This window comes from Bradyrhizobium sp. USDA 3315, from assembly GCF_054056795.1.
Genome location: NZ_JBSRYP010000001.1, coordinates 3,824,217 through 3,841,761 on the forward strand (window position 1 = coordinate 3,824,217; position 17,545 = coordinate 3,841,761).

At 66.0% G+C, this 17,545-nt stretch carries 15 protein-coding genes and 1 pseudogene; 6 read left to right on the forward strand and 10 right to left on the reverse strand.

What is annotated here, in order from left to right:
- Nucleotides 1-16: 16 nt before the first annotated feature.
- Nucleotides 17-556 (forward strand): adenine phosphoribosyltransferase, encoded by a 540-nt coding sequence (locus ACVIYL_RS17575; protein ID WP_018273383.1) that lies wholly within the window; start codon nucleotides 17-19, stop codon nucleotides 554-556.
- Nucleotides 557-713: 157 nt separating this feature from the next.
- On the opposite strand, the gene ACVIYL_RS17580 is transcribed toward ACVIYL_RS17575, so the two are convergent.
- The 4 genes from ACVIYL_RS17580 to ACVIYL_RS17595 form a co-directional block, all read right to left on the reverse strand.
- Nucleotides 714-1,382: a P-loop NTPase family protein gene (locus ACVIYL_RS17580; RefSeq protein ID WP_076830282.1), complete on the reverse strand. Its 669-nt coding sequence runs from the start codon at nucleotides 1,380-1,382 to the stop codon at nucleotides 714-716.
- A gap of 60 nt (nucleotides 1,383-1,442) precedes the next feature.
- Nucleotides 1,443-2,186, reverse strand: a complete 744-nt coding sequence (locus ACVIYL_RS17585; protein WP_016839706.1) for a P-loop NTPase family protein — start codon at nucleotides 2,184-2,186, stop codon at nucleotides 1,443-1,445.
- Between the two features lie 225 nt (nucleotides 2,187-2,411).
- A complete protein-coding gene (locus ACVIYL_RS17590) occupies nucleotides 2,412-3,638 on the reverse strand; it encodes a M48 family metalloprotease (protein ID WP_456779286.1) in 1,227 nt (408 codons plus the stop codon).
- 167 nt (nucleotides 3,639-3,805) lie between these two features.
- Complete coding sequence (locus ACVIYL_RS17595; protein ID WP_016839704.1) at nucleotides 3,806-4,366, reverse strand: LemA family protein; 561 nt, start codon at nucleotides 4,364-4,366, stop codon at nucleotides 3,806-3,808.
- 265 nt (nucleotides 4,367-4,631) lie between these two features.
- On the opposite strand from ACVIYL_RS17595, the pseudogene ACVIYL_RS17600 reads away from it, so the two are divergent.
- Nucleotides 4,632-5,648, forward strand: a pseudogene (locus tag ACVIYL_RS17600) (IS30 family transposase).
- Here the strand turns inward: ACVIYL_RS17600 and ACVIYL_RS17605 are convergent.
- The 4 genes from ACVIYL_RS17605 to ACVIYL_RS17620 all read right to left on the reverse strand — a co-directional run bounded on the left by ACVIYL_RS17605 (nucleotide 5,645) and on the right by ACVIYL_RS17620 (nucleotide 11,820).
- Nucleotides 5,645-6,610, reverse strand: coding sequence for a small ribosomal subunit Rsm22 family protein (locus ACVIYL_RS17605; protein ID WP_456779287.1), 966 nt, complete (start codon nucleotides 6,608-6,610; stop codon nucleotides 5,645-5,647). The pseudogene ACVIYL_RS17600 and the gene ACVIYL_RS17605 sit on opposite strands and share 4 nt — an antisense overlap.
- Before the next feature lie 152 nt (nucleotides 6,611-6,762).
- On the reverse strand, nucleotides 6,763-10,227 hold the full coding sequence (gene smc, locus ACVIYL_RS17610) for a chromosome segregation protein SMC (RefSeq protein ID WP_456779288.1): 3,465 nt from the start codon (nucleotides 10,225-10,227) through the stop codon (nucleotides 6,763-6,765).
- A gap of 334 nt (nucleotides 10,228-10,561) precedes the next feature.
- Nucleotides 10,562-11,218 carry a DsbA family protein gene (locus tag ACVIYL_RS17615; RefSeq protein ID WP_028338651.1) on the reverse strand — a complete coding sequence of 219 codons (657 nt, stop codon included), beginning with the start codon at nucleotides 11,216-11,218 and terminating at the stop codon, nucleotides 10,562-10,564.
- A gap of 122 nt (nucleotides 11,219-11,340) precedes the next feature.
- Complete coding sequence (locus ACVIYL_RS17620; RefSeq protein ID WP_028334785.1) at nucleotides 11,341-11,820, reverse strand: DUF721 domain-containing protein; 480 nt, start codon at nucleotides 11,818-11,820, stop codon at nucleotides 11,341-11,343.
- A 142-nt stretch (nucleotides 11,821-11,962) separates the two neighbouring features.
- Here ACVIYL_RS17620 and mutY point away from each other — a divergent pair, with 142 nt between their 5' ends.
- Nucleotides 11,963-13,054, forward strand: coding sequence for an A/G-specific adenine glycosylase (gene mutY, locus ACVIYL_RS17625; protein WP_310882501.1), 1,092 nt, complete (start codon nucleotides 11,963-11,965; stop codon nucleotides 13,052-13,054).
- A gap of 147 nt (nucleotides 13,055-13,201) precedes the next feature.
- Entirely contained in the window at nucleotides 13,202-13,621 is a 420-nt protein-coding gene (locus tag ACVIYL_RS17630; RefSeq protein ID WP_456779289.1) for a PaaI family thioesterase, read from the forward strand.
- Between the two features lie 150 nt (nucleotides 13,622-13,771).
- Here ACVIYL_RS17630 and ACVIYL_RS17635 read toward each other — a convergent pair whose 3' ends face one another.
- Complete coding sequence (locus ACVIYL_RS17635) at nucleotides 13,772-15,037, reverse strand: flavin-dependent oxidoreductase (protein WP_456779290.1); 1,266 nt, start codon at nucleotides 15,035-15,037, stop codon at nucleotides 13,772-13,774.
- A gap of 170 nt (nucleotides 15,038-15,207) precedes the next feature.
- Here ACVIYL_RS17635 and ACVIYL_RS17640 point away from each other — a divergent pair, with 170 nt between their 5' ends.
- Entirely contained in the window at nucleotides 15,208-15,825 is a 618-nt protein-coding gene (locus ACVIYL_RS17640; RefSeq protein WP_456779291.1) for a glutathione S-transferase family protein, read from the forward strand.
- A 165-nt stretch (nucleotides 15,826-15,990) separates the two neighbouring features.
- Here the strand turns inward: ACVIYL_RS17640 and ACVIYL_RS17645 are convergent, their stop codons facing one another.
- Nucleotides 15,991-16,905: a LysR family transcriptional regulator gene (locus ACVIYL_RS17645; protein ID WP_253607137.1), complete on the reverse strand. Its 915-nt coding sequence runs from the start codon at nucleotides 16,903-16,905 to the stop codon at nucleotides 15,991-15,993.
- A 151-nt stretch (nucleotides 16,906-17,056) separates the two neighbouring features.
- Between ACVIYL_RS17645 and ACVIYL_RS17650 the strand changes: the two genes are divergently transcribed.
- Complete coding sequence (locus ACVIYL_RS17650; protein ID WP_057016996.1) at nucleotides 17,057-17,479, forward strand: nuclear transport factor 2 family protein; 423 nt, start codon at nucleotides 17,057-17,059, stop codon at nucleotides 17,477-17,479.
- The last annotated feature ends 66 nt before the right edge of the window (nucleotides 17,480-17,545 follow it).

Consider the following 17,545-nt stretch of genomic DNA (forward strand, 5'->3'; position numbering starts at 1 on the left):
CCTCAGAGCGAGACCAATGACCTTCGACCACGACATCAAGGCGACCGTTCGCACCATCCCGGACTACCCGAAGAAGGGCATCCTGTTTCGCGACATCACGACGCTGCTGGCGGATGCTCGCGCCTTCCGCCGCGCGGTCGATGAGCTGGTGCATCCCTGGGCGGGGGCGAAGGTCGACAAGGTCGCCGGCATCGAGGCCCGCGGCTTCATCCTCGGCGGCGCGGTGGCGCATCAGCTCTCCGCCGGCTTCGTGCCGATCCGCAAGAAGGGCAAGCTGCCGCACACCACGGTGCGGATTGCCTATTCGCTTGAATACGGCATCGACGAGATGGAGATGCATGCCGACGCCGTGCAGCCCGGCGAGCGCGTGATCCTGGTCGACGATCTGATCGCGACCGGCGGCACCGCGGAGGGCGCGGTGAAGCTGCTGCGCCAGATCGGCGCCAATGTGGTCGCCGCCTGCTTCATCGTCGACCTGCCTGACCTCGGCGGCGCGGCCAAGCTGCGCGCGATGGACGTTCCGGTGCGCACGCTGATGGCGTTCGAGGGGCATTGATCTCTTAGCCTCGCCCCGCGTGCGGGGAGAGGCCGGATCGCATCGAAGATGCGATCCGGGTGAGGGGACTCTCCGCGCACTCCAATCTCGGTCGAATTTGCGGAACCAGCCCCTCACCCCGACCCTCTCCCCGCAAGAGCGGGGCGAGGGAGCAGAGTCATCCCCGCTGCAGCAGCATGCTCAATTCGAGATCGCGGAACGTCGTGTAATTCCGCCGGATCCATTGATGCAGCTCGGTCGATGAATCCCTTTCCTGGCGCAGATAGCCGGTGAAGGAGAAGTTCAGCCGGTCGATATAGGTCTTCAGGAACACCGGCAGCGCGCGGAAGCGCAGCACCCGGCTGGCGGTCATGACCGGCGGCAGCTCGCCGCGCACCACGAACTCGTTGTCGATGACGATCAGCGCATTCGGCGGGATCGTGCCGAGCAGCGTCTGGTAGCCGCGCACCGAGGCGCGGTCGGTATCGGCGACGTACAGGATCACGGGTGAGACGCGGCGGCGCAGCGCCTCCTTCATCAGCCCGATCTCGTCGCACATTTTGAAGAATTCGTCGAAGGCGTGGTAGCCGAGGTCGATCACCTTGCCGATGCCGTCATTGACGATGACGCGGTCCATCAGCTGCATCTTGCCGTAGGTGTCGATCACATCTGCCGTTTCGGTGATCCGCGGCAGGTAGTCGAGCAGCGACGGCTCCTTCAGATTGATGTCGTAGCAGACCACGTCGCCGTTCTTGAGCAGCAGGAATTCGCCGAGCAGCCGCGCGATCAGCGTCTTGCCGACCTGCGGGCGGGGCGAGCAGATGATGTAAACGGGCGTCGATGACATCGCCCGCTATATCAGGCCAAATTTTCGCCTAATCCAGCCCCATCAAGATCGAAGGTCCGACTATTTTTCGCCTTTGGCCGACTTGGCGCCGACCAGGTCGGTCAGCTTGATCCGGTCGTACTCGCTCCAGACATTGGCGAGCCAGTGCCGGACATAGCCGCGCAGCACGAAGGAGTAGTTGGCGGCGTCGTCGTTGATGCCCTTGTTGGCGACGAATTTCAGGAACGGAACCGAGGAGACCTCGACCTGCTCATAGGCCATTTCGTTGAGCTTCGGGATGGTCAGGTCCACGGCATCCTTGATGCGGTGGAAGTAGGAATTGTAGGTCGCCTGGTCCCACTGGAAGAACTGGGTGTCGTTGATGAAGTTCTTCACCAGGAAATATTTCGCGCCGCTCATGAAGTTGGCGGTTTCGGCGATCTCGTCCAGCGAAGCGATCGACGGGCCGAGGATATGGAACACGGCGAAGGTGATCTGGCCGGAACGCGCCGCGTCGAGGAAGCCGATATCGCGCAGCGAGGCCAGCGCGGGCGACAACAGGCCGGCGCGGACGTCGATCACGGTAACCGAGGGCCCCGAGTTCAGCGTGTCGAAGATCTTCATCTGGTCCGCGGTCGTCGTCATGTCGACGATCTCGGTGATGTCAGGATGGAAGCGCTTCAGCGTGCCGCGCGGCGATTCGGTGTCGAACGCCCGGGTCTGCACGTTATTGGCACTGAAATAGTCCAGGAGCGTCCGCGAGACGGTGGTCTTGCCGACCCCGCCCTTGTCGGCGCCCACCACGATCACAACCGGCTTTGCCATGGAAGTCCCTTAAAGCGCGCTCCCGATCGCGATGGCGATCGGCAAGTCCCCACACTGCTTTGGGCGCGAACATGGCAGAAACGAGGGAGAATTCAATTCCTTAAGGCGTCCACGATCGGTTTGGTGGGAATTTCCTTAATGGACTGAGTAAGCTAGGGCCATGATCCGGAAAAATGCGCAGCGGTTTTCCGAGACAATCATGGTCAAATCAAACCGCTACAGCGGTCAGCGGCGCGGGCCCCAAGGGCCCTGGAGCGGACCTTGAAGCGGACCAAACGGTCCCTGCCTCGGAGTTGTGTCCGGCAGCGGCGGCGGATTGTCCGGCTGTGCCGTCGGCGTATCGCCCCATGGGCCATGGGTCGCCGGCGGAGGCTGGTCGCCCGCCGCGGACGGCTCATCCTGCGGCTCCGTCTCGTCCGGCAGCGCCAGCGGTCCGGGATCGTGGCCGCCGGCGTATTTCACCAGGGCATCGACCCGGGACTTGACCGAGGGATGGGTGGCAAACAGGTCGGCAAACCCCTCGCGCGGATTGTCGACGCAGAGTTCCATCACCGCCGAGGTGGCGTCCGGCAGCTCGCCGCGGTTCTCGATCTTGCGCAGTGCAGAGATCATCGCGTCGGGGTTCTTGGTCAGCTCCACCGATCCGGCATCGGCGAGGAATTCGCGCGAGCGCGACAGCGCGAGCTTGACCACTTGCGACAGCAGCCAGGCCAGCACGATCAGCGCGACCGCGATGATGATCACGATGATCGCGCCGCCACCGGAGCCCTTGCTGTCGCGGTCCGAGGAGGATGACGACGATCGTGAGGATGACGACCAGCCGCCACCGCCGCCGCTCGAGTTCCACGACAGGTTCGTGAACAGGCGGAAGAACAGCTCGCCGAAGAAGCCGACCACGCCGGCGATGATCACGGCGATCACCATCAGCTGCACGTCGCCGTTCTTGATATGGGTGAGCTCGTGGCCGAGCACGGCCTCGATCTCCTTATCGTTCAGCGCCTTCAACAGGCCGGTGGTGACGGTGATGGCGTATTGGCTCCGGTTCAGTCCGGTCGCGAACGCATTCAGCGCCGGGCTGTCTATCACCTTCAGCCTCGGCATCGGGATGCCGCGCGAGATGCAGAGATTTTCCAAGAGATTGTAGAGCCGCGGCTCTTGCTGCCGCGTCACGCTCTCGCCGCCGGTGACGGCATCGATCATCTTCTGGTGGAAGAAATAGGCGATCACGATCCAGGCCGCTGCCGCGATCGTCGCCCACGGCAAGGCCGAGACCAGGTCGCGCAAGGCCCGCGTCAGGTAATAGTCGACGGTGCGGCCGCTATCGATCATCACCTCCGCGACCAGCGCGCCGGCATAGACCAGCACGTAGATCAGCAGGAACAGGCCGGCAAGCAGCAGCATCGAACGAAACTTGTTCGATGCGACATGCGTGTAGAGACCATAGGCGGCCATGGTGCGCGTCCGCTCTCACCGTCATTCCGGGGCGCGCGGCACGCGCGAACCCCAATGCGCAATTGCGCTTTGTGGAATCTCGAGATTAGTGAGTGAGATGAGATTCCGGGTTCGATGCGTTGCATCGCCCCGGAATGACCGAAGGGGCGTCATCTCGAAGGAAGTAATCAGAACTTCACGCTGGGCGCCGCCTCGACTTCCGTGCGGCTGGCGCCGAGGTCGAAGAAATCCTTGCGGGTGAAGCCGAACATGCCGGCGAACAGCGCGGCCGGCATCTGCTGGATGCCGGTGTTGTATTCCTGGACCGCATTGTTGAAGAAGCGGCGGCTGGCGGCGATCTTGTTCTCGAGATCGGAGAGCTCGGAGGCGAGCTGCTGGAAATTGGCGTTGGCCTTGAGGTCCGGATAGGCCTCCGACAGCGCGATCAGCCGGCCGAGCGCGCCGGAGAGCTGGTTTTCCGCCGCCGAGACCTGGGCCGGACCCTGCGCCGACATCGCCGAATTGCGCGCCTTGATGACGTCGTCGAGCGTGCCGCGCTCATGCGCAGCATAGCCCTTCACGGTCTCGACCAGGTTTGGGATCAGGTCGTGACGCTGCTTGAGCTGCACGTCGATGTCGGCAAAGGCCTGTCCGACCCGCTGGCTGAGCGCCACGAGGCGGTTGTAGGCGCCGAATGCAAACAGCACGAGAAGCACGATGACGCCGATAACGATCCAGCTGGTCGACATGACGGGGCAGCTCCTGATGGACGAGACGGCGGCACCGTAGCCCAAGATCGGGGCGCAGGGCAGCCCGCCGCGGAAAGGTGGGCAAGCGTTAGTCGGTGATGGCCGCAAATTAGTTCAATATCGTCCCGGCGAAGGCCGGGACCCATACGCCGCGGCCCGCGGAAGGGGCGTAAGCGGCGACGGCTTCACTCGCAACAAACCTCGGTGGTTATGGGTCCCCTGAGTTCACAAACGAAGTGCAACACTTCCTTGAGGAGGTGTTGCCATGGGGCGGACTTACAAGCAGCTCTCTCTGGACGACCGATGCGAGATTGCCTGCCTATCGGCCAATGGCAGCTCGGTCCGGCAAATCGCGGCAGCTCTGGATCGCTCGCCATCAACGATCTCTCGGGAACTGAGGCGCAATCGGGGGAGCCAGGTCGGCTACAAGCCGAGCTATGCCCAGCACCAGATGCGAGCGCGGCGCTGGACGGGCGGACGCCTCGAACGGGAGCCCGGCCTGCGCCGCGCGGTGTTGCAACGCCTTCGCCGCGGCTGGTCGCCCGAGCAGGTCGCTGGCCGGCTGGCCCGCGAGCACGGGCGCAAGGTGATCTCCCACGAGACCATCTAGCGCTTCATCTATGGCCAACTCAGGCGCACCACGGACTTCAACTGGCGGCGCTATCTGCCGCGCGCCAAGAGCAAGCGCGGCTGCCGCGGCAAGCGGGGCGGCAGCCCCGCAAGCTTCATCGAAGGCCGTGTATCCTTGGCAAATCGGCCGCTCGAAGTGGCCGACCGCAGCGTGCCCGGACACTGGGAGGCCGACCTGATGATGTTCTCGAAATACGGTCAGGCCGTGCTGACCGTGCACGAGCGCACCTCGCGGCTGCTGCTCGGCATCCGCCTTGCCAGCAAGGTCGCGCGCGGTGTCGCCCGCCATCTCGTGGGCTTCTTCGCGCCCCTTCCACAAGAGCTGCGCCAGAGCGTTACCTTCGACAACGGCACCGAGTTCGCCGGTCACCTGGCGCTGCACCGCCTCTCGATCGCGACCTTCTTCTGCGATCCCCATGCCCCCTGGCAGAAGGGTGGCATCGAGAACGCCATCGGCAGGATGCGCCGCTTTATTCCCCGCAAGACGGATCCTCTAACCCTCTCGACCGCCAGATTCCGCCAGTTCATCGCCGCCTACAACAACACCCCGCGCAAATGCCTTGACTACCGCACGCCTGCCGAGTCCTTTGCTCAAGTGTTGCACTTCGAATGTGAATCCACCTCCCGGCTTTCGCCGGGACGACGTAACTAGACCGCATCGCCCCAGCGCCAGCGCCGGGCGCGGGCGTAATCGGTTTTGGCACGGCGCGGGATCCGCGCAACCGATACGCCCTCGGGCGTGCACAGTTTCGCCGCGATCTCGACCTTGCCGACGTCCGGCTGCGCCAGCACGCGCGATGGCCTGTTCTCAACGCGCGCGCGGCTCAGCGCGACATAGGCGAAGCGCTCGTCCTCGAAGGGTAGCTCCGCGCCCTTGACCTGCTTGTGCGCGCGCGAGCGTTGCAGGCGCTGCGAGAAGTGGCACCAGTCGGGCGCGACCAGCGGACAGCCACCGTCATGCGGGCAGGGTGCCACGACGTGAGCGCCGGCGGCGATCAGGCGTGCGCGCAATGCGATGATCCGCGCATAGCCGGCGGGCGTACCGGGCTCGACGACCAGCAGCGTGTCGCTGGTTTTCGACCACAGCGCATCGGCCAGCGCCCCGCGCTCGGCATCGCCGAGTTCGCCGATCATGTAGCTGGCGACGACGAGGTCGGCGGGCTCGGCCTTGTCGAGCAGGGCGCGCGCCTCGCCGAGTTGATAGCTGGCGTCGTGCAGGCGAATGCTGCCGTGAAACAGCTCCTCGGCGAGCGTCCGCAACGCGCCGTTGGCATCAAGTAGGGTGAAGTCCCGCAGCGACGTGAACGCTTCCGCGGCGGCCCAGGTCGCGGTCCCCGGACCGGCACCGACATCGAGCAGGCGCGCCGGCGCGAAGTCCGGCCTGATCTCCGTCAGGGCGTTGAGGCTCGCTGCGACGGCGGCATAGGTCGCCGGCATCCGCGCCAGCGCATAGGCCAGCGCATCGGTCTCGGTCCTGATCGTCGAGGAGCCGCCGCCCTCGCGATAGGTCTGCGAGATCACCGCCGCGCGGCCGGCGGCGTCGCTGCGCGACAGGCCTTCGAGGCGGGCGTTAAGGGCGGCGCGCAGTTCGGCGGGGAGATCGGGTGAGGTCATGTGACGGACTATCCCACGTCATTGCGAGCGGAGCGAAGCAATCCATAGCGCCGCGTGCTGAGGTATGGATTGCTTCGTCGCTATCGCTCCTCGCAATGACGATGCGGAGGCGCGGGTATCACGAAAATGACGTCGACGCGCAGGTGCTACGCCTAAGCCACGTTCTGGTCGAGGATGTCCACCGCGCCCTGCAGGTCGACCGACACCAGCTGCGACACGCCGCGCTCGGCCATGGTGACACCGAACAGCCGGTTCATCCGCGCCATCGTGATCGGATTGTGCGTGATGATGATGAAGCGTGTCTCGGTCGAGCCGGTCATCTCGTTCAGCAGGGTGCAGAACCGTTCGACGTTGTGGTCGTCGAGCGGCGCGTCGACCTCGTCCAGCACGCAGATCGGCGACGGGTTGGTCAGAAACACCGCGAAGATCAGCGCGAGCGCCGTCAGCGCCTGCTCACCGCCCGAGAGCAGCGAGAGCGTCTGCGGCTTCTTGCCGGGCGGCTTGGCGATGATCTCGAGGCCGGCCTCGAGCGGATCGTCGCTCTCGATCAGATGCAGCGCGGCTTCGCCGCCGCCGAACAGCTCGGTGAACAGCCGCTTGAAGTGGTTGTTAACGGTCTCGAACGAGGTCAGCAGGCGCTCGCGCGCCTCGCGGTTGAGGCTCTGGATGCCCTGGCGCAGCCGCTTGATCGCTTCGACCAGATCGTCGCGTTCGGTGGTCAGCGCGGTGTGCTGGGTCTCGACTTCCTTGAGCTCTTCCTCGGCACGCAAATTGACGGCGCCGAGCCGCTCGCGGTCGCGGCGCAGCTTTTCGAGCTCTTCCTCGACCTGCGTGACCGGCGGCAGCTCCTGGCCGGGTTCGATCTCGGCCATGCCGACGACCGCGCTGGGCTCGACCTCGAGCATGTCGTGGATCTCGCGCTCGATGTCGGCGAGGCGGCGGCGGGTGCCTTCCATACGCTCCTCGGCGCGCGCGGTAGCTTCGCGGGATGAGGACAGCGCTTCGAGCGAGGCCTTGGCGAGGCGATCGGTTTCCGCCATCGCGGCTTCCGCGGTCGCCAGCGCGTCGGCGGCGATGCGGCGATCGCCTTCGGCGTGCTCGATCTCCGTGATCAGCGCGCTGCGCTTCTCGGCGAAAACTTCGGGCGCATTGGCGAGTTCCTCGCGCTCGGCCGACACCTCGGCGATGCGCGCCTCGACGGTCTCGACCTGCGAGGCGGCGCTGGTCTTGCGGTTCTGCCACTCATTGCGCTCGGCAACGATCGCCTGCACGCGGCGGTCGGCGAGCTCGGCCTCGCGGGCTAGCGCCTGCGCCTCGGCGCGGACTTGCGCCGCGGCCCGGCGCTGGTTGTCGATCTCGGCGCGAACCGCGGCGAGCTGGGCCTCGGTCTCGACACCCGGCGGCAGTTCGGCGAGCGCGGCAGCCGCGCTCTCATGCGCGGCTTCGGCCTCGGCGCGGTCGGCGGCGACGCGGCTATGCGCCTCGGTCAGCGCCGATTTGCGCGCGGCGTGGCGGTTGATCTCGCGCTCGGTGGCGGCATGACGTTCGCGCGCGGCGTCGGCCTCGCGGCGGGCGGCGCGGACGGCTTCGCGCGAGGCACCCTCGGCGGCGGACGCCGAGCGCAGTTCCTCTTCAGCCGTCTCCAGCGCCTGGCGCTTGGTGGCGGCATCGATGCGGGCCTGTTCCAGCTCGTGCTCGATGTCGACAAGACGGGCGCGCTCGGCAAGACGGCGGGCGGCGCCGGTCGGGGCATGCGCGTCGGCGACGAAGCCGTCCCAGCGCCAGACGTCGCCTTCGAGCGACACCAGCCGCTGGCCGGTCTTCAGCTGCGACACCAGCGCCGCGCCGCGTTCCTTGGCCACGACGCCGATCTGGGCCAGGCGGCGCGCCAGTTCCGGCGGCGCCTGGACATGGTCGGCCAGCCGCTCGACGCCATCAGGCAGCGCCGGATCTTCGCCGGCCACGCCGATATTGGTCCAGCGCATCGGCGCCGACGAATCCACCGGCGCATCGAGGTCGTCGCCGAGCACCGCGCCGATTGCCTTCTCATAGCCCTTGGCGACGGTGATGCCGTCGATGATCGGCGGCCACAGATTCTTGGTCTCGCTGGTGACGAGCTTGGAGATGGTGCGGGCTTCGGTCTCGAGCCGCTGCACGCGCTTCTCGGCTTCGGTGAGCGGATTGCGCGAGGCTTCCAGCGTCTGCCGCGCGGCGGCGTGATGCGCCTCGCTGGTCTGCACGGCGGCCTCGGACTCGGCAAGCGTCTGCTGCGCCATCTCCATGGCGGCGGCGAGCGCGTCGATGTCGCCGAGATTGCCGGTCTCCTGCGCGAGCTTGGTTTCCTCGGCCTGGACGTTGGCGATCTCCTGATCGAGCCGGGCCAGCCGCTCGCGATGCGTACGCACGCCGGCTTCGAGCTGATTGCGCTTGGCGGTGAGATCGGCGAGCTGCGTGGTCAGCTCGGAGAACTGGCGCTCGGTCGCGGCCAGGATCTCCTCGGCCTCAGCGACGCGCTCGTCGACGCCGGAGCGCTTCTCGACGCGCGACTTGATCTCTTCCTTCAGCTCTGCGTCTTCGGTGTCGAGCCGCTGCAGCGCGATGTCGGCATCGGAGGTCTGCTGCTGCTCGCGCGCGATGTCCTGGGCGAATTGGGTGAGACGGCGATCGAGCTCGCCGACGCGCTCCTTGGCGCGCTGCTCCTCGCGGTCGAGCATCTCGCGCGTGTTGGTCAGGCGCTGCAGGCCGGCGGCGGCGCGCGCTTCGGCATCGCGCAGCGCCGGCAATTCGGCGGCGCGGATCGCCTGGATGCGGGCGGATTCGGCCTGCTCGCGGGTGCGCTCGGCCATCTCGCGCACGGAGATATCATGGGTCTGCGCGGCGTCGTTGACGTCGGCATTGGCCTCGATCCAGCGCAGATGGAACAGCATGGCTTCGGACTTGCGCACCTTGGCCGCGACCTCACGGTAGCGGATCGCCTGGCGCGCCTGCTTCTTCAGGCCTTCCATCTGGCCTGTGAGCTGGCCGATCACGTCCTCGACGCGGGTGAGGTTGGTTTCGGCCGCCTTCAGCCGCAGTTCCGCCTCGTGGCGGCGGGCATGCAGGCCGGCCACGCCGGCGGCGTCTTCCAGCACGCGGCGGCGCTGCTCGGGCTTGGCCTGGATGATCTCGCCGATCTTGCCCTGGTGGACCAGCGCCGGCGACCGCGCGCCGGTGGCGGCGTCGGCGAACAGGATCTGCACATCTCTTGCACGGACATCGCGGCCGTTGATGCGGTAGACTGAGCCGGCTTCGCGCTCGATGCGGCGGGAGATTTCCAAGAGCTGGCTGTCGTTCACCGCGGCCGGCGCCGAGCGATCGGAATTGTCGATCGTCATCACGACTTCGGCGTGATTGCGTGCCGGACGGTTGCCGGAACCGGCGAAGATCACCGCGTCCATGTCGGCGGCGCGCAGCGACTTGTGCGAGGTCTCGCCCATCGCCCAGCGCAGCGCTTCGACGAGATTGGATTTGCCGCAGCCATTCGGTCCGACGACGCCGGTCAGGCCCGGCTCGATCATGAAATCGGTGGGTTCAACGAACGACTTGAAACCGTGCAGGCGGAGGCGCGTGAGCTTCATGTACACAAATCTCGTTTGGCCGGGCGCGAATCTCCCTGCCGTGACAATACCATGGAAGGCAATGTCGGTGTGTGGGTGAGTTGCTGCGTGCAGCTCTCATGAGCGGCGACAATGGCGATGCGAGCGCGTCAGGGCAACCGCTTGAGCAAGCTTTTCCCAAGGGATTTGCAGGGTTTTATGGCCCTTGCATGTCCTCGATGATTCGCATCGCGCGAATCAGGTTTTCAACAACCAAATGATGCGACGGGCGCGTGCCGTGATCGCAAATCATCCACAATTATCGTGCCTCGACTCGAAAGCGAGGCACGAAGACGTCAGGTTCGCGGGCTCCCGATCAGCTCTTCAGCAGCGGATCGATGTGCTTGCTGAATTCCTCGAACGAGGTCTCGCCCTTCAGCATCTCGCCGTTGACGAAGAAGGTCGGCGTCGAGTTCACCTTCAGCACCTCGTTGGCGTATTTCTGGTCGGCCGCGATCTTGTCGAGCAGCTTCTGATCCTTCAGGCAGTCCTCGACCTGCTGCTGGGTGAGGCCGGCCTGCTTGCCGATCCGGGTCAGTGTCTCGGTGGTGTTCTTCACCACCCAGTCGTTCTGCTGGCGGAACAACAGGTCGATCACGGCAAAATACTTCGGCGCGTCGTCCTTGGCGATACAGCGCGCCAGCATCGAGCCGGCGGCGGCCTTGATGTCGAGCGGGAATTCGCGGAACACGTAGCGGACCTTGCCGGGGTCGATGTAGGTCGACTTGATCTTCGGGAACACGGTCTCGTTGAAATTGGCGCAGTGCGGGCAGGTCATCGAGGCGTATTCGACGATCGTCACCTTGGCGTCCTGCGGGCCGAGCCCCATGTCCGGCAGCGACTGCGGCTTGGCGACCTCGGCGGCGGTCTGCGCGAACGCGTCGGTGATCAGGCGCAGCGGCGACAGGCCGGCGAGGGCGGCAAGCCCGGTCAGCGAGAGAGCGGTGGTGAAGGCGCGGCGCGTGATGATCAAGGTCAGCTCCCGGATTGGCGCATTCACGCCACAATGAAGGGGTCCCGAAAAAGAAGCCTTCGCTAGCTTGAAACGGCCATTGTGGCAATGCCGCGGTCTTGCGGCGGGCCTGCCGAAAAGCGTCAATTTCGCTTGATCGAGGCACCCAAACGGGCCAGCGCCGCGCGCAGATCGTCGTCCTCGACGGCCGCAAGGTTGGCCGCCTCCCGGGCCACGGTTTTGGCGTCCGGCGGGCGCGGCCGTACCGGGCGGCTGCGGCGCGAGAGCGGCGCCTGTCGGATGGTCAGGCGGCCGACCGCATGCCAGCCGAAGAAGCGGTTCACCCGTTCCAGGATGACGTCGGAGGAGTGCTGGATCTCCAGCGCCATCGGCCCTTCGACCCGCAGCACCAGCGTCGCCGGCTCCTGCGGCTGTCCCTCCACCGGCCGCGGCCACTGCATCTTCAGCGGCTCGCAATAGGCGGCAATTCGCTCGCCCGCGATCTCGGTCCAGCGCGTCACCAATTCGCGCGCGGCAAAGCCCTGCTTGGCATAGGCGTCGGTGAAGACGTCGCTGAGCAGGATCGACAGGGGCTTGGCGCTGATCGGGCCGGGTCTGGACATGGGAGGGTTATAGCAGTGGTGGTGATGTGGCTGAAACCGTGTTCATCATTGTGGCGGCGTTTTCCGTGCCGGGCGAAGAAAGACGTGGATGCCCGGGTCAAGCCCGGGCATGACATGGCGAGATGTGGCTTAAGATGCGTTCATGAGTTCTCGCGCTGCCGCCAAAATCAAATCGACCGATCAGCAGGCCGACCGCCCGGCGCGTCTGCTCGCCTGGTATGACCGGCATCGCCGGACGCTGCCGTGGCGCGCGGTGGCGGGGGAGCGGGCCGATCCGTATCGCGTCTGGCTGTCGGAGATCATGCTGCAGCAGACCACGGTACGGGCGGTCGGGCCCTATTTCGAGAAATTCGTGTCGCGCTGGCCCGACGTGACCGCGCTTGGGCGTGCCTCGCTCGACGACGTCCTGAGGATGTGGGCCGGGCTCGGCTATTATTCGCGGGCGCGCAATTTGCACGCCTGCGCGGTCGCGGTGATGGGCGACCACGGCGGGGTGTTTCCGGACACCGAGGAGGGCCTGCGCGCGCTGCCCGGCATCGGGCCGTACACCGCGGCCGCGATCGCCGCCATCGCCTTCGACCGCCGCACCATGCCGGTGGACGGCAACATCGAGCGCGTGGTCAGTCGGCTCTACGCCATCGAGGAGGCGCTGCCGCAGGCCAAGCCGCTGATCAAGGAGATGGCGGCGACATTGCTCGGCCCGTCCCGCGCCGGCGACAGTGCTCAGGCGCTGATGGATTTGGGCGCGACGATCTGCACGCCGAAGAAGCCGGCCTGCGCATTGTGTCCGCTGAATGACGACTGCGCGGCGCGCACGCGCGGCGACCAGGAAACGTTCCCGCGCAAGGCACCGAAGAAGAGCGGCATCTTGCGCCGCGGCGCGGCCTTCGTGGTGACACGCGGCGGCGAGCTCCTGGTGCGCTCGCGCCCGGAAAAAGGCCTGCTCGGCGGCATGACCGAGGTGCCGGGGTCGCAATGGCTGGCCGGGCAGGAGGACGCGGCGGCACTGGCGCAGGCGCCGGACCTCAAGGGCGTCACGCGCTGGCACCGCAAGGCGGGCGTCGTCAGCCACGTGTTCACGCATTTTCCGCTCGAGCTCGTCGTCTACACCGCCAGCGTTCCGCCGCGGAGCCGCGCGCCGGATGGCATGCGCTGGGTGCCGGTGGCGACACTGGACGGCGAGGCGCTTCCGAACGTGATGCGCAAGGTTGTCGCGCATGGGCTCGATCTCTGACGATGCGATGAATCACATCATCGGCACATTTTTTTGAGCATGATCGTTTCGGAAAACCGGTTCTCAGTTTTCCGGATCATGCTCTGACCTGCTGACACCATGCTGGCAGCAGGGCTTCGCTATCACCTCCGGAAACCGGAGGCCGCCATGATCGCAACCGCACTCGACCGCATTACGATGCCGCCCGTCGCAAAGCTACTGGGGTGGCGCGTGGTCGACGCCCGTCCGCAGGAGGGCTGGATCAGGATCGTGTTCGACGGCAAGCAGGAGTTTTGCAATCCGGCCGGCTTCATCCAGGGCGGCATGCTCTCGGCGATGCTCGACGACACGATGGGGCCGGCGGTGTTCGTGATGACCGAGGGGCGGCTCTTCACCACGACCATCACGATGACCGTGAATTTCCTGGCGCCGGCAAAGCCCGGACCGATCACCGGCGAGGCGACGGTGACGCAACTCGGTAAGACCATCGCCTTCGTCGAGGGAAAGCTGAGCGCCGCCGACGGCACACTGCTCGCGACCGCGAGCAGCAGTATCCGCCTGGTGGAGGCGGCGCGCGCGCTGCGGTGAAGCCGCGCCCGCATTGGCAAATCCGTCATGCTGAGGTGCGAGCGGAGCGAGCCTCGAAGCATGCACGGCCGGCCGGGGTCGTGCACCCTTCGAGACGCCGCTTCGCGGCTCCTCAGGGTGACGGTGATAGATTGTGCGCCGCGCTACAACTCAACCCGTCCGCTGCACGATCGGCGGCTTGGCGTTCAGTCCCTCGACCTGGAAACCGGCGACGCGCTTGTAGTTGGCGGCGATGTCTTCCAGCTCCTGCTGCGACAGCACGTCGGTGACGACCTTGAAGCCGTCAGGCGCGCGCTCCTCGACCAGCTGCATCACCTGCTCCGGGCCGTTGCGGCGGTTCAGCATCACGAGGTCCGTGGTCGCGGGCCGCCGCTCGGCCTCATAGGCCGCGAGCGCCGCCTGCGTCGGGCCATGCGCCAAAATCTCGCGCGTCAGCACGCGCGCATCCAGGATCGCCTGCGAGGCGCCGTTGGAGCCGATCGGATACATCGGATGCGCGGCGTCGCCCATCAGCGTGACGCGGCCGAAGGTCCATTGCGGGATCGGATCGCGATCGACCAGTGGATATTCGTAGGCATGCGGGCAGTTCCGGATCAGGCCGGGGACATCGAGCCAGTCGAAATTCCAGCTCTCGAACCAAGGCAGGAACTCGTCGAGCTTGGCGGTCCGGTTGTAGTCCTCGCGGCGCCATTGATAGGTCGGCGGCATGTGTCGCTCGGCGACCCAGTTGATGTCGAACTTGCCGTCGGGGCCGGCCTCCTTCGAGATCGGGTAGCAGACGAATTTCAGGATCTCGTGGCCGGCCATGATCATGGTGCGGCCGGTCAGGAAGGCATCGCCGCGGGTGATGCCGCGCCACAGGATGCGGCCGTTCCAGATTGGCGGCCCCTCCTGCGGATAGAGCTTCTCGCGCACCGCCGAATGGATGCCGTCGGCGGCGATCAGCACCACGCCGTCATAGCTGCCGGCGGGCTTGCCGGTGGCGCGATCGATGAAATCGGCGCGGACGCCGTCGGCGGTCTCGATCCAGCCGGTGAGGTGATGGCTGGTGAGAATGTTCGCAGCCCCCAGCCGTTCGGTCGCGGCATCGAGCAGCAGCTGTTGCAGCCGGCCGCGATGGATCGAGAATTGTGGCCATTTATAGCCGGCCTCGAGCCCGCGCGGCTCGCTCCAGATCGGCTTGCCGTGCTTTGAGAAATAGGCGAGCTCGCGGGTGCGCACCGCAGAAGCGTCGAGCACATCGTGCAGGCCGAGCTCGATCAGTTCGCGCACCGCATGCGGCAGCACGTTGATGCCGACGCCGAGCGGCCGCAGCTCGGGCACGCTCTCGAAGACGCGGGCCGGCACGCCGATCTGGTGCAGGCTGAGCGCCAGCGTCAGCCCGCCAATTCCGCCACCTGCAATGAGCACAGTCATAAAAAATCCCCTCAATTGGCCATGGTCATCGCACGACGGCACCGCCGCGGGCAAGGTCTGCGGCGCGCGGGGTGGACGGCCAAGGGGGCTGCCGCTAACCTCCGCGCCGTCAGAACAAGAACCAGAGCCGCGTTCGCAACGAACCGACAAGGCTCGGAGAGGACAGCAACATGCTCAAGCTCTATTTTGCCCCCGGCACCTGCGCGCTCGCGTCCCACATCGCGCTGGCCGAGGCCGGCGCGCCCTACACGACCGAGAAGATCGACTTCAAGACCAACCAGCAGAACAGCCCGGAATACCTGAAGATCAATCCGAAAGGCCGCGTGCCCACTTTGGTGACCGATCGCGGCGTGCTGACCGAGACGCCGGCGATGCTGGCCTATATCGCGCAGAGCTTTCCGCAGGCGAAGCTCGCGCCCGACGACGTCTTCGAATTCGCCAGGCTGCAGGCCTTCAACTCCTATCTGTGCTCGACGGTGCATATCTGCCACGCCCACAAGATGCGCGGTCCGCGCTGGGCGACGCAGGAGACGTCGTTCGCCGACATGAAGGCGATGGTGCCGAAGACCATGGGCGCCTGCTTCAACCTGATCGAGCGCGACATGCTGAAGGGCCCGTGGGTGATGGGCGAGAACTACACCGTCGGCGATGCCTATCTCTACACGCTGACCCTGTGGCTCGACGGCGACGGCGTCGACATCGCAACGCTGCCCAAGGTGAAGGCGCATCGCGCGGCGATGGAGGGCCGCCCGGCGGTGCAGAAGGTGCTGGCGGAGCAGAGGGCGTAAGGCCCAAAAATTCGGTGTCGTCCCGGGCAAGCGCAGCGCGACCCGGGACCCATAACCACCAACGATCGTTGTTACGCGACGCCGGGGCCGCAGCTCACTCTCACAACGCAACCCTGTGGTTATGGGTCCCGGCCTTCGCCGGGACGACGTGTGGAGAGAGCTGGGCTACACCTTCCCCGTCTCCAACTCGCGTCCGGTCTCCAGCATCAGCTTGCGCAGCCAGAGCGAGCCCGGATCCATCTGCGCCCGTGTCGGATAGAACATGTGCTGCTCGTCGATCCCTGGATCGAGCGGCGGCGTCACCGTCATCAGCGACAATTGCCTCGACAGCGCCGAGATCAGCCGGCGCGGCACGAACGCGACGAGGTCGGTGCGCGCGGTGACGTGCAGCGCCTCGATATAACCCGGCACCACCAGCGCGATCCGCCGCTCGATGCCCTTGGCGCGCAGCCAGGTGTCGATCAGGTCCTCGTTCTGGCCGCGGATGATCACGGCGACATGGCGGGCGGCGAGGAACGCCTCGCGCTTCTTGAGCTTCGCGCCGGCGAGGTGGCCGCGCCGCACCGCGAGTGCATCGCTGTCGGTGTAGAGCCGCTGGCGGTGAAAGCCCTTGAAGGAGTCGCCGATCGAGATCACGAGATCGATGGTGCGGGCGAATTCGGGCGTGAAGATCGCAGGTCCCCGCCACGGCACCACGTCGATGGTGACGTTCGGCGCGATCTGCGTCACCTTCTCCATCAGCGGCGGCATCAGGAGCTCGACCGCGAGGTCGGGCATCATCAGGCGAAAGTGCCGGTCGCTGCGCGCGGCGTCGAAATCGTCGGAGACGAACAGCGCGCGCACCTGGTCGAGCGCATGGGCCAGCGGCGAGCGCAACGCCTGCGCCCGCGGCGTCAGCTCCATCCGCGCGCCGGTGCGCACCAAAAGCGGATCGCCGATCAGGTCGCGCAGCCGCTGCAGCGCGTGGCTGGTCGCCGGTTGCGACAGATTGAGCCGCATCGCCGCGCGGCTGACATTGGCTTCGCGCAGCAGGGCGTCGAGCGCGACCAGCAGATTGAGGTCAAGCGAATTCAAATTCATCGAGTGAATATATATCATACTACCTATCGATTGGAAGAATGCGCGCAGGCGCCGCAGGATTGCGGGCAAGGCGTTTTTCACGAGAGCCGAAGACCGCATCGCGTGAGGAAACGCCTGAAATCAGGGTCTATCAATCGCAAGGAGACGCGCCATGAGCGCAGCCGACAACAAGAAACTGGTGCAGGAGATGTTCGTGATCGCAGGCAGTCCCGATCCTGCGGTGCGCGAGAACTCGCTGTTCATGGCAACGCTTGCCGACGACGCGATCTGGACCGTGACCGGGCAATATTCCTGGTCGCGTACCTTCACCGGCAAGCAGTCGATCATCAACGATCTGCACGGCCATGTCCGCTCGAAACTGGTCGAGCGCGGCCGCACCGTCGCCCATCGCATCATCGCCGACGGCGACATCGTCGTGATCGAGGCCAAGGGCGACAACCTCACCAAGCAAGGTCAGCGCTACGACAACGACTATTGCCTGGTGTTCCGTTTCGACGGTGGTCGGATCAAGGAGGTGCGGGAATATTGCGACTCGGTCCTGACCGAGAAGGCGCTCGGCGCGTTTCCGGCGTAGCGGTCCGCCGCTAACGGACGGCACAAACGAAGACGGCGCCCATCCGGGCGCCGTCGTCTTGCCGTC

What these genes read in the sequence shown, in the direction of transcription:
- ACVIYL_RS17575 (WP_018273383.1), top strand. Translation starts at nt 17, where the DNA reads ATGACCTTCGACCACGACATCAAGGCGACCGTTCGCACCATCCCGGAC.
- ACVIYL_RS17580 (WP_076830282.1), bottom strand. Translation starts at nt 1,382, where the DNA reads ATGTCATCGACGCCCGTTTACATCATCTGCTCGCCCCGCCCGCAGGTC.
- ACVIYL_RS17585 (WP_016839706.1), bottom strand. Translation starts at nt 2,186, where the DNA reads ATGGCAAAGCCGGTTGTGATCGTGGTGGGCGCCGACAAGGGCGGGGTC.
- ACVIYL_RS17590 (WP_456779286.1), bottom strand. Translation starts at nt 3,638, where the DNA reads ATGGCCGCCTATGGTCTCTACACGCATGTCGCATCGAACAAGTTTCGT.
- ACVIYL_RS17595 (WP_016839704.1), bottom strand. Translation starts at nt 4,366, where the DNA reads ATGTCGACCAGCTGGATCGTTATCGGCGTCATCGTGCTTCTCGTGCTG.
- ACVIYL_RS17605 (WP_456779287.1), bottom strand. Translation starts at nt 6,610, where the DNA reads ATGACCTCACCCGATCTCCCCGCCGAACTGCGCGCCGCCCTTAACGCC.
- smc (WP_456779288.1), bottom strand. Translation starts at nt 10,227, where the DNA reads ATGAAGCTCACGCGCCTCCGCCTGCACGGTTTCAAGTCGTTCGTTGAA.
- ACVIYL_RS17620 (WP_028334785.1), bottom strand. Translation starts at nt 11,820, where the DNA reads ATGTCCAGACCCGGCCCGATCAGCGCCAAGCCCCTGTCGATCCTGCTC.
- mutY (WP_310882501.1), top strand. Translation starts at nt 11,963, where the DNA reads ATGAGTTCTCGCGCTGCCGCCAAAATCAAATCGACCGATCAGCAGGCC.
- ACVIYL_RS17630 (WP_456779289.1), top strand. Translation starts at nt 13,202, where the DNA reads ATGATCGCAACCGCACTCGACCGCATTACGATGCCGCCCGTCGCAAAG.
- ACVIYL_RS17635 (WP_456779290.1), bottom strand. Translation starts at nt 15,037, where the DNA reads ATGACTGTGCTCATTGCAGGTGGCGGAATTGGCGGGCTGACGCTGGCG.
- ACVIYL_RS17640 (WP_456779291.1), top strand. Translation starts at nt 15,208, where the DNA reads ATGCTCAAGCTCTATTTTGCCCCCGGCACCTGCGCGCTCGCGTCCCAC.
- ACVIYL_RS17645 (WP_253607137.1), bottom strand. Translation starts at nt 16,905, where the DNA reads ATGAATTTGAATTCGCTTGACCTCAATCTGCTGGTCGCGCTCGACGCC.
- ACVIYL_RS17650 (WP_057016996.1), top strand. Translation starts at nt 17,057, where the DNA reads ATGAGCGCAGCCGACAACAAGAAACTGGTGCAGGAGATGTTCGTGATC.